Genomic DNA, 15,780 nt, shown 5'->3' with positions numbered 1-15,780 from the left:
ACTCCTGGCCTATCTTCTGGCGACCAGTATCAAGTATCCCATGGTGGGAAGGTCAAGCGCTTTTTAACGGACGATGCAGTCGACGGCGTTCGATTGCTGCGGCGCTGTGTTGCCGTTCTGCGCTGGTGCGTGAAAGGCCGGCGGCGGCGAGAATTGCATGCCTGGGTTGCTCGGCAGGATAACCGGCGGCAGCTGGGAACTTGGAACAAAGCCAAATTGTCCGGCCGCAAAGTTTTGCGCACCGCTGCCGTTGCTCAAGACCACCATGCCGTCGAGTACCTGGACATACAAGCCCGGCGGCTTGTTGCCCGGCATAGGCGGCGCCGGAACCTGGGCCAGGGACGCGCCCTGGGACGGCAGCATCGCCCCATTCGAGCCCGGGGCGCTGGCGCTGGGCAAAGCGACCGCGCCGACGTACTCGGCGATGAAGGTGGTGCCGCGGATACCGATGGTGGCCGATGGCGTCTTCAGCTCAAACTTTTCCTTGCTGCGCTTGCCGAGCAAACCGGTCACCGAGCGCAGCCCACCCTTGACCAGCTTGAAGCTGGCCTGGTCCTTGTCCTGCTGCCCGCTGTCGAAGCTGAAGTTCTCCACCGTCATCGTACTGCCCGGCTTGAGCGTCATTTCGCTGTTATCGATGAAGCGCACCAGGGCGTAGGTGTTCTTCTCCGTCATCAGCGTGTCGCCATTTTCGACTTCCGACTTAAGCGACAGCACTTTCACGGTGCCGTCGGCTTTCTTCGCAAACAACGGGCCGCTCAGATGCACCACCGTGCCCGCCACCGGCCCGGCCAGCGCCAGTGTCGCCATCGCCCACAGGGCGAACAGCAGCACGCCTTGGGCGAATTGCTTAGTTGCAGTACATTTTCTTAGCAGGATCATCTTTTTTCGCCTTCGAAGTATCTTCTTTCGTGCCCGCGGTATCTTCAGACTTCTTCTCTTTATCGCCTGGAGTGTCGGACGTGGCTGCGGGGCCACCGCTGCCGCTGCTGCCGGAGTTGCTCGAGCTGCTCGAGCTGCTGCCACCAGCACCCGTCGGGGCCGTGACGTTTTTACCGCCGCCCACTTGCGCGGTCGACTGATTGATCGTCTGGACCGTTTGGTTGACTGCGAGCTGCACCGGGTTGGCCGGCTGGCCCACGGATGGCGGCGAAACCACCTGGCACAGCGGCAGGTTCGGTTTGGCCGCGCAATTGTCCTGACGCGGCAACACCACTTCGCATCCGGCCAGCGTCGGGCTGGCCGCGCACTGGTTAATTGACGGCAGCACGGCCACGCAGCCCGCGAGGGTCGGGCTCCCAATGCACTGGGTAAGGCTTGGCAGCACCACGGAGCAACCGGCCGTCGCCGGCGAAGCCACGCATTGGTTAAGGGTTGGCAGCACCACCTGGCAGCCCTGGGCGGTCGGCGACGCCACGCACTGGCTGATCGATGGCAGCACCACCGAGCAGCCAGCCGCGCCAGGCGTTGCCACGCATTGGCCCAGCGAAGGCAGTACCACCTGGCAGCCTTGGGCGGAAGGCGTCGCCACGCACTGGTTCAGCGAAGGCAGCACCACGGAGCAGCCGGCGGCAGTAGGCGCCGCAACGCACTGGCTCAGCGACGGCAACACCACCTGGCAGCCTGGCGCGGACGGATTCGCCACGCACTGGCCGAGGGTCGGCAGCACCACCTGGCAGCCCTGCGCGGACGGATTCGCCACACACTGGCTGATCGATGGCAGCACCACCTGGCAGCCTTGCGCGGAAGGCGTCGCCACGCATTGGCTCAGCGACGGCAGCACCACCTGGCAACCCTGCGCGGACGGATTCGCCACACACTGGCCCAGCGTCGGCAGCACCACCTGGCAGCCCTGTGCGGACGGATTGGCCACGCACTGGCTGATCGAAGGCAGCACTACCGAGCAGCCCGGCGCGGACGGCGTCGCCACACACTGGCTGATCGATGGCAGCACCACCTGGCAACCTTGTGCCGCCGGATTGGCCACACACTGGCTGATCGAAGGCAGCACCACCGAGCAGCCTGGCGCCGACGGCGTCGCCAGGCACTGGCCCAGCGACGGCAGCACCACCTGGCAGCCCGGGGCGGCCGGGGTCGCCACGCATTGATTGAGCGAAGGCAGCACAACCTGGCAGCCGGCCGCCTTTGGAGTCGCCACGCACTGGCTGATCGACGGCAACACCGCCTGGCAGCCTGGCGCAGCCGGCGTCGCAATACACTGGCTCAGCGGCGGCAGCACAGCCTCGCAGCCCGCAGCAGTCGGCGTCGCCACGCACTGGGTGAGCGGCGGCAGCACCACCGAGCAGCCTGGCGCAGCCGGCGTCGCCACACACTGGCTCAGCGACGGCAGCACCGCCTGGCAGCCTGGCGCGGTTGGCGTTGCCACGCACTGGTTAATCGACGGCAGCACCACCTGGCAGCCCGGCGCGGTCGGCGTCGCCACACACTGGCTGATCGATGGCAGCACAGCTTCGCAACCCGCCGCAGCCGGCGTCGCCACGCACTGGCTCAGCGAAGGCAGCACGGCAGCGCAGCCCGGCGCAGTTGGATTGGCTACGCACTGGCTGAGCGACGGCAGCACGGCGGAGCAGCCTGCGGCACCCGGATTGGCTACGCACTGGGCCAGCGACGGCAGCACGGCGGAGCAGCCTGCGGCACTCGGATTGGCCACGCACTGGCCCAGCGACGGCAGTACGGCGGAGCAGCCTGCGGCGCTTGGGTTGGCCACGCACTGGGCCAGCGACGGCAGCACGGCGGAGCAGCCAGCGGCGTTTGGATTCGCCACGCACTGGCTCAGCGACGGCAGCACCGCGGCGCAACCGGCGGCGCTTGGATTGGCCACGCACTGGCTCAGCGACGGCAGCACTGCGGAGCAGCCCGCTGCATTCGGATTCGCCACGCACTCGCCCAGCGAGGGCAGCACCACCGAGCACCCTGCGGCAGTCGGATTCGACACGCACTGCCCCAGCGACGGCAGCACCGAATCGCATCCCGACAGGCCAGGATTGGCCACGCACTGGGCCAGCGTCGGCGGTGTCGGCACCGTCGGCGTGTTCTCGTTGGCTGCATTGGTAATGGTGCCATTGGGCGCCACCACGTTGCTGCTTGCATAGGTGATATCGGCGCCAGCGCGCAGGGTGATGTTGCCGCCCGCAGTGCGCACCAGGTTGTTGATCACCAGGTTATCGCCGCTGCTGCCGCTGCTGCCGGCCACCAGCGTGATATCGCCGGAACTGCTTTCCACACGCCCGTTGATGGTCAGCGGGCTATGCGCGGTCAGGCTGATGTCGCCGCTATCGCTGGCTACTTCGCCGCCCGTCGCCACTTCGGTGGCGCCGTAGTTATTCAGTACGATGTTGCCGGCATTGCCGGTATTGGTTTTCAGCTTGATCACCGACAGCGACGACGGCGCACCGCTGTTGTTGGTGATATTGATCGGCGCATTGCCGCTGCTGGCGGTGGATTCCGCGTGCAGCATGGCCACCTTGGTCAGCAGCGGCGAAGTCGCGGTACCGATGCTGCCGCTGGCGGTCGCGGCCAGCTTGTTGGCCTGGATCGTGGCGCCGGACGAGGTCAGCGAACCGGTGACATTCATGTTGACGGTGCCGTTGTCGACCACGCCATTGATGGCATAGTCGGTATCCAGCGCGGCGTTGCCGCCATTCATGCTGGCAATCGCCACCGACTGGGCATTGCGGAACGTGATGTCGCCGCTGCCGACGCTCGCCGCCAGTTTGCCCACCTGGTTGGAAGCATGGTCCAGCACGACGTCGCTGCCGGCGTCGATGCCCAGCTCGTTGACGGTCAGGGCGGCGGCGGCAGTGTTGCTGTCCTGCGTGATGGCGCCGTTGCTGAACAGGGCCAGGCGGTTGGTGACACCGTCCAGGTTGGCCGCGCCGGCCAGCGTAATGGCGCTGGTCCCGCCGGCTTGGTTGCTGCCGATGCCGACCGTGGTGGCCTTGATGTAGCTCAGGTCCGTCAGGGACAGGCAGCTGCCGGTGCAGGTCGCGCCAATGGTCACCGAATGGCCGGAGGTCGACGGCGCCAGCACGGCCGTGCCGGCAGTGACGAAGTCCGAGAATTCCATGGCATCGGCGGCCAGCTTGATGCTGCTGGCTTGCACCGGCGCCGCAATGGTCAGCTTGCCGCCCTGCGCTTCCAGCGCCAGGTTCATGCCCGAGCTGCCCAGCGCCCCGCCCACCTTCATCGCGCCGCCGCTGCCAATGTGCAGGCTGCTGCTGGTGATGGCGCCCAGCACGCTGGCCGGCAGGTAGGTCGGTACGGTCGCAGTGGCGGTGGTGCCGCCCAGCTCGACATCGTTACTGCTGTACAGCGAGACCACGTCAGCCGTGATCGAACCGCTGGCCAGGCTCAGGCTCTGCCCTTCCAGGTGCACACCATGCGCCTGCAATTGGGCGGCGCTATTGGTGGTCAGTGAGCTGCCTGCATAGGCCTTCAGGTTGGCTGCCGACGGAAGCTTCAGCGTGCCGCTGAAATTCACCGTGCTGCCACTGCGCAGGATCAGCGAATCGCTCAGCGGCATGCTGCTGATATCCAGCGCGCCGACATACATGCCGGCGATGACTTCCGAGAAGCGGTTATCCAGCACCAGCTGGCGCGCGGTAATTTTCGACAGGGTGGAGCTGTCCAGCGTCAGGGCGAAACCGCCAAACTGCGTGGCGACTGAGCCCAGCTGGATCGTGCCGCCCGGATTCGCCAGCGTCACCTGGCCGCTGTCTTCCAGCGCTGCGCTGGTAATGCCCTGCACCGTGCCGCCAAGCGACAGGCCGTTGGTCTGCAGGGTCACATAATTGCCGGCGATCGAAGAACCGGCGGCGGTGCTGATGCCTTCGCTGCTGCCCTTCAACTTGATGGTGCGCCCGTTCACGACGGCGCCGCTGCCCAGCGCAACGTTGCCGCCTGCCAGCTCCATGCTGCCGTTGCGGCTGTCGACCGTCCCGCTGATGCTGAGGGTACCGCCAGCATTGACCCACAATTGTCCCGTGCCGCCGGAAGCCAGGCTCAGCGAGGAGACCTCAAGGTTGCTGCTATCGGTATATTGCAAGTCGCCGACATTCTGCGCCACCAGCTTGTTGGCGTGGTTGTCCCAGCTGGTTGTCAGGTCAACCTGGCCGCTGCTCTTCAAGGTCAGGGTGCCGGCTTGCACCGAAGCGTCGGTTTCCTGGGTGATCGCGCTGGCCTCCAGCGTCACGTTGCCGGCGCTGGACGACTGCACGCCGGAGGGGCCATCCCAGCTGCCCAGGTGCAGCGCGCCGGTGGTACGGAAGCTGATGTCGCCAGCCGCCATCGCGCGCAGTATGCCAACCTGGTTGGCGCCGTCCAGCGTAATGCTGTCGCCGCTGGCGTCCAGGCTTGGCGCGGTAATGGCGCCGCTGCCGCTGATGGCGCCGGTGGAGTACAGGTTCAGGCGGCTCTTGCTGCGCAGGCCCGCGCCGATATTCAGCGTGCTGCCGGTCAGCGTCAGCGCGGAGCTGCCGGCACTGGAGCTGGACAGGTCGACCGCGCCGCTCACCGACACGGCGTTGGCGGAAGTGCCGATCGTCAGGTCCTGGGCGCTGATCGCGCCTAATACCGAATTAGTAAGGTTCAGCGTGCTGCTGGAGCCCGAACTGCCGCCCAGCGTGATGGCATTGCCGCTGGTACGCGGCGCAATATACACGCTGGTGGTGGACGCCAGGCTGGCGGTGCTGGCCACATCGATGCTATCGGCCAGCAAACGCATTTCCTGGCCACTCACGGCGACGCCGTTTTGCAGCGACAGGCCCGCGCCTTTCAGTTCAACGCTGCCGCCCCCGGTCGAAATGCCGGCTGCCAGGGTTAGATTGGCGGTCGTCGCGGTCGCGCCGGACGAACTGTCGCCGGCCACCAGCTTGACGGCGCCGCCATTGGTCGTCAGCGCCGCGTTGACATTGACGTCGTTACCCGCCAGCGCCGTCAGGCCAACGCCGGGATTCGTGATCGACACCGCTTCGTTGAAGAAAATGTCGTGCTTGGCCTGCAGGATAACATTGGCCGTCGCGCCGTTCAGCAGCGAAGCCGCAATCTGCGTCATGCCGCTGCTCGCGCCGTCGTCGAACAGGTCGACGTCCTCCAGGCCCACGGAGCCGGTCGCGCCCACCGCGATATCGTAAGGGTCAAGCAGCCAATCGCCGCGCTGGCCCTTGGCCGCGCCGGCATCGACCCGCAAGCCCGCCAGGTCCAGCTGCTGGCCGGACGTTTCAATCAGGCCGCCATTGCCGCCCGCAGCACCGCCGCGCGCCGACAGGCTGCCGTGCACGCGCGCCGACTGGTCGGCCCACACGATCACCTTGCCGCCCTTGCCGCTGGCGCCGGCGTCCGCCGCCAGCACCGCATCCTTGCCCACGTAGACCTGCTGCGCATTCGGCACGGCGGCATTGGCGCCGCGGTAATCGCCGCCCACCAGTACGGCGCCGCCATCCTGCGCGCCGCTGGCATCGATGCGGGCATTGCCGGTCACGCCGACCTGCGGCCCCAGCACCGCCACCTCGCCGCCGCGCGCCGAGGTCAGGCTGCCGCCCTCCACCATGGTGCGGCTGCTGGAACGCAGCAGCACCTTGCCGTTTTCACCCAGCACCGCGCTGTCGGCGCTGGCCACGCCGCGCTGGTTGACCAGCGCGCCGAAAATGCCGATGCGGCCGCCCTGCGCCACCACCTGGCCCAGGTTGAGCGCACTGTCAGCCGGCGCCGACACCACTACCTGCACCGACGGGTCGGCGGCATCGACCAGCTGCACGCTGTGGCCGGCAGCCAGCATCACGGCGCCGCCCGGCGCGTTGATGATGCCGCTGTTCTTCACATCCGGCGCCACCAGGTAGACCTGGCCGCCGCGCGCGGTGCTGATGCTGCCCTGGTTCTCCACCTTGCCGGCCGCGCCCTGTGCGCTGAAGTCCAGGCGCCCGGCCAGGAAATCGGCATTCGACATGCCGAGGCTGGAAGCGGCCAGGCCCTGCACGTCGACCCGCGCGTCCTTGCCGAACAGGATGCCGTTCGGGTTGATCAGGAATACCTTGCCGTTCGATTGCAGCGTACCGAGGATGCGGCTGGGGTCCTGGCCGGTGATGCGGTTCAGCACCTTGCTGTCGGCGCTTTGCTGCAGGAAGCGCGTGACCTCATTGGCTTCGACCGAGAAGCTTTGCCAGTTGATGATGGTGTTCGGCGCATTCGTCACCGTGAATACATTGCCCTGCTGCTGGAAGCTGGCTTGCCCGGCCACCACCTGGGGCGCTACCGGGTTGGCTTGCACGCTGCCGAAGCAGGCCGCGACGGCCAGGCTAAGCAGCGCAAGTTGGCATGGTTTGTTCTGTTTCATGGTGAGGTCTCAATAAGCAAGGCCGAGGCGCACGTGCAGGCGCCCGCCGTGGTCGCGGCCGGTGGCGCCGGCTTGCAGGATGCGGCCGTAATCGAGCTGCAGGTTGGCCTGGCTGGACAGCATCAGGCGCAGGCCGAGGCCGGCGCTGGCAATCGAGGTGCTGGTCAGCTCGCCCGCCAGCACATGGTTGCGCCGCACATAGGCGCGGTCGTGGAAGGCCAGCAGACGGCATTGCCAGCCGCTGTTGCCGCACAGCGAAGGCGTGTACAGCTCCAGGTTCAGGCCGGCGCCGCTGTCGCCCGCCACATCGCGCTCGCCAAAGCCGCGCACCGAACCGGCGCCGCCGCCGCCGAACTGCTCGCCGGGCGCCAGCGCATCGCTCGAAACCTGCGCATTGGCCACGGCGCGCCACATCCATTCACCCGCCAGCAGGCGGCTGATGCTGGCGCTCGCCCGCACGGCCATGTAATCCTCGTCGGCGCCGGCGCGCGCGCGCCGGAAGTCGTCCTGGCGGCCGCGCTGGCCGCCCGGGAGATTGCGCAGCACCGTCAGCGCCACGCCGGCGTCGCCGCCGGCGCTGTTCCAGTTGCCCAGGTAGGCCACGCTGAGCGGATGCAGGGCCACGTCGTTGCCCAGCTCCTGCCCCAGCAGGATCACGCTGTTGCGGAAGTCCTTGTAGTCGACGCCGTACTGCAGGCTGGACTCATAACCGGGCGTGCTGAGCAGGCGCTGCGTATAGCGCGCGCCGTACACCGCACCCTTGCCGCTCACCGCCAGGTTGAAGGCGCCGGCGTTCACCGTGCCGGAATCGATGTTGGAGTAGCTGGCATAAAAGTCCAGCGTATCGCCCAGCGCGTACAGCGGGATGTGGTAGCCCAGGCCGTACACCTTGACCCGGCCCGGCTCTTCGGCCGAGGTGGTGTACTGCAGGCTGGCCACGTGGTCGCGCCCGAACAGGTTGGCGTGCTGCAGCACGGCGCCCACGTGGGTCTTGCCGGTACTGCCGCTGCCGCTGTTGTCGCCATTGAGCATGGCTTTCCACTGCTTCTCGTCGGCCACCTCCAGGGCAGCATCGACTTCATCGTCGCGCCCGCCGCTTTGCAGCTTCATGGTGACCTTGCGCGCCGGCTGTTCGTTGGCCAGCTTCAGCGCGGCGGAAATCGACGGCATATGCGGCACCGCGCCCTCGCGCAGCGGCGGCAGTGCGCGCCGCACATTGGCCTCATCGACAAATTTCTGGCCGCGTACCTGCACCCGGCCGATGCGGGTTTCCACCACGTCCAGCCGCACCACGCCGCGCTCCAGTTCCTGCTCCGGCAGGTTGACCGCCACCACGCTGTAGCCGGCCGCCTGGTAGGCGGCCGTCAGTGCGTCCTGCGCCTGCGCCACATGGCCGAAGTCGCGCTCGCGGCCGCGGAACGGCGCCAGCACGCGCTCCACTTCCGCCGCCGGCAGCAGGGTATTGCCGCGCACGTCGAAGCGGCTGATTTCAAAACGGATGATGTCGGGCACCACCTCGGCTGCATGAACGGCGGCCGCCAGCGATGACACCGCCAGCAGGAACGCAAGGCGTTGTTTCATAATCAATTATTAGTATTTGGAGGGAACAGCAGGCAAGCCAATTATCCCGCATTTGCATACGGAAACAATCGATATCATAAGACAAGCTTGGACGCTTGCGGCGGCGTGGTCACACTTTTTTGACAATATTTATTGTCGAAGTGAAAATTAAATGGAACTTCTTTCACCATCTGTAACCAAACCGTAATGTCAGGCGGTTACGGGCGTCGTCCGGCATCAGGTCCGAGCGCATCACCCGGCCGTAATCGACCTGCAGGCTCATGCCGTGCTGCAGCTGCATGCGCATCCCCACACCCAGGCTGCCGACCTTGCGGCCGCGCAGCTCGCCATTCACATTGCGGTTGTATGGCACGGCATTGCGGTCGTAGAACAGCAAGGCGCGGCACTTGCGCATCAGGCTGGCGCACAGGTTGGGCGAGTACAGTTCGACATTACTGCCCAGGCCGCCATCACGCAGCACGTCGCGGTTGGCCATCAGGCGCAGTGCGGTGATGGGCGCCGGCGCCAGGCTGTCCTGCAGGCTGGGCGTGCCCTGGCTGTACTGGGTATTGATGCTGGCGCGTACTTCCCAGTCGCGCGGCAGCGATTTGGTCAGGGTCGCCGCCAGGCGCACGGTGGAGGAACTGCCGGGGATGCCGGGGAAATCCGACTGTGGGTAGGCGGTGGCGGAAAATCCCAGCGGCGAGGCGTCGCGGCGGTCTGCGGGAGGAGCCGCTTGCACCGCAGCGCAGGTAGCCACGGACAGAATAGATACGATGCAGTGCTTCATGACATTTCTCCCGGCGATGTCCGCCTAGCTAGGGAGCAACTCTTGTTACTCTCAGTTTAGGACGAAATAGCCGAATTGACAGGTCCATTTTACGCCTGTCCGCCGCTCGCACCGTTGAGTGTTGCTTATTTGCTGTCGAAGCTGGTCACGCCGTCCCAGTCCGCGCCCGGCGGGTGGGCCTGGTAGTGCGCGATGCGGCCCAGGTACAGGGCGTACAGGCCGCAAGCCGGGGCCGCGGCGGCCAGCGGCGCCAGCAGTTCCTGCGCGGCCTGCCATTGCTGGCCGCGCACCAGGGCCAGCACTTCGTGCCAGCGCGCCAGCTCGGCGCGGCGCGCTTCGTCCAGCTCGGCGTCCACACCGAGCGGCTCGAAGATCGCCACCGGTTCCTGCTTGCCCTTGACCCGCACCAGGTCCAGCTCGCGCCAGGCGAATTCCGGCGCCGCCGCGCGCGTCAGGGCGCCGGCCGCGATGCCCACGCCATACACCTTGGTGATGCCCTCCAGGCGCGAACCCAGATTGACGGCGTCGCCCATCACCGTATAGGCGCGGCGGATCGCCGAGCCCATGTCGCCCACGTGCATCAAGCCGCTGTTGACGCCGATGCCGATTTGCAGCGCCGGCCAGCCGCGCTGTACGAATTCGCGGCTCAGCGCCGCCGCCGTGGCCTGCATCGCCAGCGCGGTCGCCACCGCGCGGCTGGCATGGTCCGGCTGCGCCACCGGCGCGCCCCAGAAAGCCATCACGGCGTCGCCGATGTATTTGTCCAGCGTGCCGCGGTGGCGCTCGCGGATCTCTTCCGACATGGCGGTCAGGTAGCGGTTGATGTACTCGCGCAGCTGCTTCGGCGTCAGCCCTTCGGAGATCGTGGTGAAGCCGCGCACGTCGACAAACATCACCGTCAGTTCGCGGCTCTCGCCATCCATATTGTATTGCTCGGGATCGTCCGCCATTTCCGCCACCAGCTCGGGCGCCACGTATTCGCCAAAGCGCGACACCAGGGCGCGCCCGCGCCGCACCTCGAAGAAGTAGCCCCAGGCCACGTTCAGCACGAACAGCGCCAGCACCAGCAGCAACAGCGTGGCCAGGTTGAGCACCCAGTCGTAATGGGTGTACAGGAAAAAATTCAGCCAGGCTGCGCCGGCCATCGCGCCCAGCGACAGCAGGATCGCCCACACGGGCGCCACCACCGGCAGCACCAGCGCCAGCACCACGCCCAGCACCAGCGCCTGCGCCAGTTCCATCCCCAGCCACCAGTCCGGGCGCACCTTGAAGCTTTGGTCCAGCATGGACTTGATCAGGTTGGCGTGGATTTCCACCCCGGGATAGTCCTTGCTGACCGGCGTGGCCCGCAAGTCGTTCAGGCCGGGCGCCGTGGTCCCGACCAGCACCACGCTGCCTTCCAGGTGTTCGGCCGGCGTGCGGCCGGCCAGCACATCGGCCGCCGATACATAGCGGAAGGCGCCGCCGGCCGGGCCGCCGCTGCCGCGGTATTGCACCGTGGCGGTCAAGCCCTCGCTGACCGGGATCAGCAGCGGCTTTTTGGCCTGGGCATGGTACATGGCGATCATGTCCAGCCCACCGTTTTCGCGCTCCGCTTTGCTCAGCGTGTCCACCGTACCTTCCCACACCGGCGTGATGGCGCGCGCCTGCAGCGCCGCCGCAACCGTCGCCAGCGACAGCGCCGGGTAATAGCCGTCGCCGATGCGCTGCAGCAGCGGCGAGGAGCGCACGATGCCGTCGCTGTCGGGCAGCGCGGTAAAGATGCCGGCGCCGGCCGCCGCCGCCTGCAGGCGCACGATATTGGCTTCATAGCCCTGCGAACTGTAGGCGTCGAGCGTGCGTCCATTCAGGCTGTCCACGGTGAAGGCCGGCGCCGGCAGCACGCCCTTGCGCTGGCTGCCCGACAGGCTGTAGCCCAGCACCACCGGCTGGTCGCGCATGGCGCGCGCCAGCTGGCCGTCGTAGTCGAGCTCCGGCTGCAGCTTGGCCAGGCGGGCCGGCAAGCCCGGCACGTCGCGCAATTCGGCGCCGGCCAGGCGCTCCAGCACCGCGTAGCCGGAACTGGTGTCGGCCTCAGGGAAGGAAACGTCGAAGCCCACCGCCGCCACGCCGTAATGCGCGGTCAGCTGCTCGACCAGGCGCGCCACCTTGTCGCGGCTCCAGGGGAAGCGCCCTACTTCGGCCAGGCTGCGCTCGTCGATGTCGACAATGACGATGCGCGGGTCGAGTTCAGCCGGCTCCAGCCGCATGCGCAGGCCGGCAAAGAAGGTGTCCATGCGCGCGATGGAGTCCGACGGCAGCACCTGCATCAGCTGCGCCGCGGCCAGCGCCGTGAGCAGCAAGCCAAGCAGCCAGCGCGCGCCGTGGCGGGTCAGCAGCTTGCGCATTTACGGCGTGTAGCCCGGGATGCGCGACTCGTCGATGGCATCGATCTGGCGCGGGTCCATGTGTTCGCCGGCGAAGGCCAGGTAGACTTTCTGGCGGATGAAGATATCGAACAGGTCGGGGTCGATGTGGCCGTTCAGGCTGAACTTGCCCAGGATGTCGAGCGCCTCCGACAGCAGCTTACCCTTCTTGTAAGGGCGGTCGCGCGCGGTCAGCGCCTCGAAGATATCGGCAATCGCCATCACGCGCGCCGGCACCGACATCTGCTCCTTGGTCAGACCCTTCGGATAGCCCTTGCCGTCCATGCGCTCGTGGTGGCCGCCGGCGTATTCCGGCACGTTCTGCAGGTGCTTCGGCCACGGCAGCGATTCCAGCATCTTCACCGTCATCACGATGTGGTTGTTGATCACCTTGCGCTCGCCGTCGGTCAGGGTGCCGAAGCGGATCGTCAGGTTTTCCACTTCCTCCTCGCTGAGGAACGGCTGCTCGCTGCCATCCGGCCCCACCCAGCGGCGCTGGGCGATGCGGCGCACGCGCTCCTGGTCGTCGGGCGACATGCCCTCGCCGCCCACATTGGCGTGGCGCAGGAAATCGCGTTCGGCGCGCAGCGCTTCCTGCTCCTCGCGCAGTGCGGCCTGCAGCTGGCCGGCGTCGCCGCCATCGAGCTGGGCGCGCAGCGCACGCAGTTCGGCGTCGCGCAGCAGCACTTCATAGCGCGTGTCGAGCAGGCCGATACGGTCGTAAATGGTTTGCAGCTTGGTGGCCTTGTCCACCACGTGCACCGGCGTGGTGATCTTGCCGCAGTCGTGCAGCAGGCCGGCCAGCCACAGCTCGTGGCGCTCGGCCTCGCTCATGCGGAACGCCGCCATCGGCCCTTCCTGCACGGCATGGGCGGCATCGGCCAGCATCATGGTCAGCTTGGGCACCAGCTGGCAGTGGCGGCCGGTGTACGGCGACTTCTCGTCCAGGCCGATGTTGATCAGGTTGACCAGGGCTTCCAGCAGCTGCTGCAGCTGGATGATCAATTGCTGGTTGGTCAGCGCCACCCCGGCCTGCGCCGCCAGCGCCTCGATGAAGCGCTGGTCGGTCTGGTTGAAGGCGACGATCTTGCCCGAATCGGTATCGGTGGCATTCACCAGCTGCAGCACACCCAGCAGCTCGCCCTGGTGGTTGCGCATCGGTACCGTCAGGAACGACTGCGAGTGGTAGCCGAATTGCTGGTCGAACTGGCGCATCCCGGAAAAATTGAATTCCGTCGTGTTATAGACGTCTTCGATATTCACCGAGCGGCCCTGGTTGGCCGCGAAAGCCGCCACCGAAGCCAGGTTCTTTTCGCCGGCCGCGTCGAACAGCGGCACCGGTGGGATATCGATCGCCGTGCCGCCGCTGCCGCCGCGGCGGATGTGCAGGGTGTCGTTCAGCGTCAGGTAAAAGCCCAGTGCGCGCCCGTCGGCGGTGGGCCGGTACAGGGTGCCGCCGTCGGCGTGCGTCATGCGCTTGGCAACCAGAAGTATGCGTTCCAGCAGTAAGTCGAGGTCGTGGCCATCGCCCAATGCGACACTTAATTCAGTCAGCTGTTCCAGCCGCTGTGCAATTTGTTTCGGGGTCAGTTCTTCCATAGCGGGACAGTGTATCCTTGAGGCAAAAATTTGTATATCGGCCCACCACCACCGCAACAAAAACGCTATCATCAACTTATAAGTAAAAAAGCAACAATATCGGGATAGATTAAGGGTTCATTGAATGAAATTCACTTTTTGGGGTGTGCGCGGTTCCATCCCCTCGCCGGGTCCGCGCACCGTGCGCTACGGCGGCAACACCACTTGTATCGAAGTCCGCACCGATAACGACAGCCTGCTGATTATCGATGCCGGCACCGGCATCTTCCCTCTGGCACAGGCGCTGGTGGCCGCGCCCAAGCGTCCGATCGAAGCGCACATCTTCATCACGCACAGCCATTGGGACCATATCCACGGCCTGCCGTTCTTCTCGCCGCTGTTCGTGCCGGGCACCAAGGTGCGGCTGTATGGCGCGGCCGAGCCGGAAACCGGGCGCGATATCAGCCATGTGGTAGGCGTACAACTACAACCGAGCTATTTCCCGGTCTCGGAAGCGCAGCTGGCGGCCACGCTGGATTACCGCACCCTGGCCGTCGGCGAACCGGTGACGGTGGAAGACGCCACCGTCAGCAATGTGCTGATGGGCCATCCGGTGACCGACCTCGGCTACCGCATCGACTGTAACGGCAAGTCGCTGTTCTTCACCGGCGACCACGAGCCGATGTTCAACATCTACCAGGCCGGCCACCCCGAGCACTGCGCCTTCAACGACTACATGGAGCGCCACAGCAGCGCTATCGACGAACTGCTGCAAGGCGTGGACGCCCTGATTGTCGATTGCTCCTACACGCGCGAGGAATACCCGTCCAAAGTGGGCTGGGGCCACGGCACCTTCGACAACGCCATCGCGATGGCCTTGCGCTGCGGCGCGCGCCGCCTGTACTGCACCCACCACGAACCGACCCGCAGCGACGATGAACTGGAAGCCGTATTTGCCGACGTGATGGCGCGCCATGAGGGCACGCTGGGCGAGCTGCAGGTGTTCCTGGCCTACGAGGGCCTCGAGGTCACGCTGTGAGCGATGCCGCACTGCAGCTGTACCGCAAGCTGCAGGCGGTCAGCACGCGCCTGCACGCGGCGCGCGGCCTGGATGCACTGATGGCCGGCGTGCCGGCCGACCTGTGCCACTTGTTCGAATGCGACCGCTGCATGCTGTACGTAATGGACCAGGAGAAGGACTACCTGGTGTCGCGCGAAGGCCGGCTGGCCGCCACGCCCGGCAGCATTGCCGGCTTTGTCGCCCTGTCACAGCAAACCCTGAACATCGCCGACGTCTACGACGCCTCCCAGCTGCGCGATATTTCGCCCGAGCTGCAATTCCTGCCGGGCCTGGACCAGCGCACCGGCTACCGCACGCGCCAGGTGCTGGCCGCGCCGATCGCCGATGCGCAGGGCAAGGAGCTGCTGGGCGTGGTGCAGCTGGTGAATACCCGCAGCGGTGAGGCCTTCAGCGCGCTGCAGGTGGAAGGCCTGCAAGTACTGTGCGAATCGCTGGCGGTAGCCCTGGCCGCGCGCCAGTCGCCGCGCTTTGCCGCGCAGGCGCACGCCAGCGGCGCGCGCCCGCAAGCCGGCAGCGCGAACGCCGACGCCGCAGCCGCCCTGGCCGACAAGATCATCACCGAAGCCTGCCGGCTCGACGCCTCGGACATCCACATCGAACCGCATGCCGCGCGCGGCATCACGGTGCTGCGCCTGCGCCGCGACGGCGCGCTGCTGCCCTATGCGGAAGCCGCGCTCGACATGCACAACGCCCTGGTGGCGCGCCTGAAGACCATGTGCGGCCTGCCCGCCGCGGCGGCCAGCCATCCGGTGCAGGGCAAGCTGCTGTTCCGCGAATTCAGCCAGCTCGATGTGGAGCTGCGCGCCACCTTCATCCCGTCGGCCGGCGGCATGGAAGACGTGGTGCTGCACCTGCTAAGCAGCGGCGCCCCGATGCCGCTGGAACGCCTCGGCATGCAGGCCGCCGTGCAGGACCGCCTGCGCGCCGCCATCGACACCGCGCACGGCCTGTTCCTCCTGAGCGGCCCGGCCGGCGCGGGCCGCCCCCCCCCCCAGCCCACCCAGCTGCTGCAGCT

The 15,780-nt window shown here is 66.7% G+C and carries 8 protein-coding genes; 2 read left to right on the top strand and 6 right to left on the bottom strand.

All coding sequences use genetic code 11. The features are described 5' to 3' along the window. Positions 1–63: 63 nt before the first annotated feature. The 6 genes from AAHE99_RS21780 to AAHE99_RS21755 all read right to left on the bottom strand — a co-directional run bounded on the left by AAHE99_RS21780 (position 64) and on the right by AAHE99_RS21755 (position 13,705). On the bottom strand, positions 64–882 hold the full coding sequence (locus tag AAHE99_RS21780; protein ID WP_342119454.1) for a FecR family protein: 819 nt from the start codon (positions 880–882) through the stop codon (positions 64–66). Then, positions 851–7,351 (bottom strand): two-partner secretion domain-containing protein, encoded by a 6,501-nt coding sequence (locus AAHE99_RS21775; RefSeq protein ID WP_342119453.1) that lies wholly within the window; start codon positions 7,349–7,351, stop codon positions 851–853. The genes AAHE99_RS21780 and AAHE99_RS21775 overlap by 32 nt, the downstream gene beginning before the upstream one ends. Positions 7,352–7,360: 9 nt before the next feature. Beyond that, positions 7,361–8,932, bottom strand: coding sequence for a ShlB/FhaC/HecB family hemolysin secretion/activation protein (locus tag AAHE99_RS21770; RefSeq protein WP_342119452.1), 1,572 nt, complete (start codon positions 8,930–8,932; stop codon positions 7,361–7,363). 163 nt (positions 8,933–9,095) lie between these two features. Then, the gene (locus AAHE99_RS21765) at positions 9,096–9,701 is read right to left on the bottom strand and encodes a hypothetical protein (protein WP_342119451.1); all 606 of its coding nucleotides are present in this window, start codon (positions 9,699–9,701) and stop codon (positions 9,096–9,098) included. Positions 9,702–9,826: 125 nt separating this feature from the next. Beyond that, positions 9,827–12,088, bottom strand: coding sequence for a CHASE2 domain-containing protein (locus AAHE99_RS21760; protein WP_342119450.1), 2,262 nt, complete (start codon positions 12,086–12,088; stop codon positions 9,827–9,829). Next, entirely contained in the window at positions 12,089–13,705 is a 1,617-nt protein-coding gene (locus tag AAHE99_RS21755) for a GAF and HD-GYP domain-containing protein (RefSeq protein WP_342119449.1), read from the bottom strand. Between the two features lie 124 nt (positions 13,706–13,829). Here AAHE99_RS21755 and AAHE99_RS21750 point away from each other — a divergent pair, with 124 nt between their 5' ends. Both AAHE99_RS21750 and AAHE99_RS21745 read left to right on the top strand, forming a co-directional pair. Further along, complete coding sequence (locus AAHE99_RS21750) at positions 13,830–14,723, top strand: MBL fold metallo-hydrolase (RefSeq protein WP_342119448.1); 894 nt, start codon at positions 13,830–13,832, stop codon at positions 14,721–14,723. Continuing rightward, on the top strand, positions 14,720–15,780 hold a 1,061-nt coding region (locus tag AAHE99_RS21745), incomplete at its 3' end, for an ATPase, T2SS/T4P/T4SS family (protein ID WP_342119447.1). The genes AAHE99_RS21750 and AAHE99_RS21745, both read left to right, overlap by 4 nt.

Source organism: Pseudoduganella sp. OTU4001 (genome assembly GCF_038440195.1).
Lineage (GTDB): Bacteria > Pseudomonadota > Gammaproteobacteria > Burkholderiales > Burkholderiaceae_D > Rugamonas.
Note: the sequence above shows the minus strand (reverse complement) of the source record. Positions and strands in the feature narration are given on the sequence as shown.

Bases quoted from the DNA above. Each gene is read 5' to 3' on its own strand.
- AAHE99_RS21780 (WP_342119454.1), bottom strand. From the start codon at position 882: ATGATCCTGCTAAGAAAATGTACTGCAACTAAGCAATTCGCCCAAGGC.
- AAHE99_RS21775 (WP_342119453.1), bottom strand. From the start codon at position 7,351: ATGAAACAGAACAAACCATGCCAACTTGCGCTGCTTAGCCTGGCCGTC.
- AAHE99_RS21770 (WP_342119452.1), bottom strand. From the start codon at position 8,932: ATGAAACAACGCCTTGCGTTCCTGCTGGCGGTGTCATCGCTGGCGGCC.
- AAHE99_RS21765 (WP_342119451.1), bottom strand. From the start codon at position 9,701: ATGAAGCACTGCATCGTATCTATTCTGTCCGTGGCTACCTGCGCTGCG.
- AAHE99_RS21760 (WP_342119450.1), bottom strand. From the start codon at position 12,088: ATGCGCAAGCTGCTGACCCGCCACGGCGCGCGCTGGCTGCTTGGCTTG.
- AAHE99_RS21755 (WP_342119449.1), bottom strand. From the start codon at position 13,705: ATGGAAGAACTGACCCCGAAACAAATTGCACAGCGGCTGGAACAGCTG.
- AAHE99_RS21750 (WP_342119448.1), top strand. From the start codon at position 13,830: ATGAAATTCACTTTTTGGGGTGTGCGCGGTTCCATCCCCTCGCCGGGT.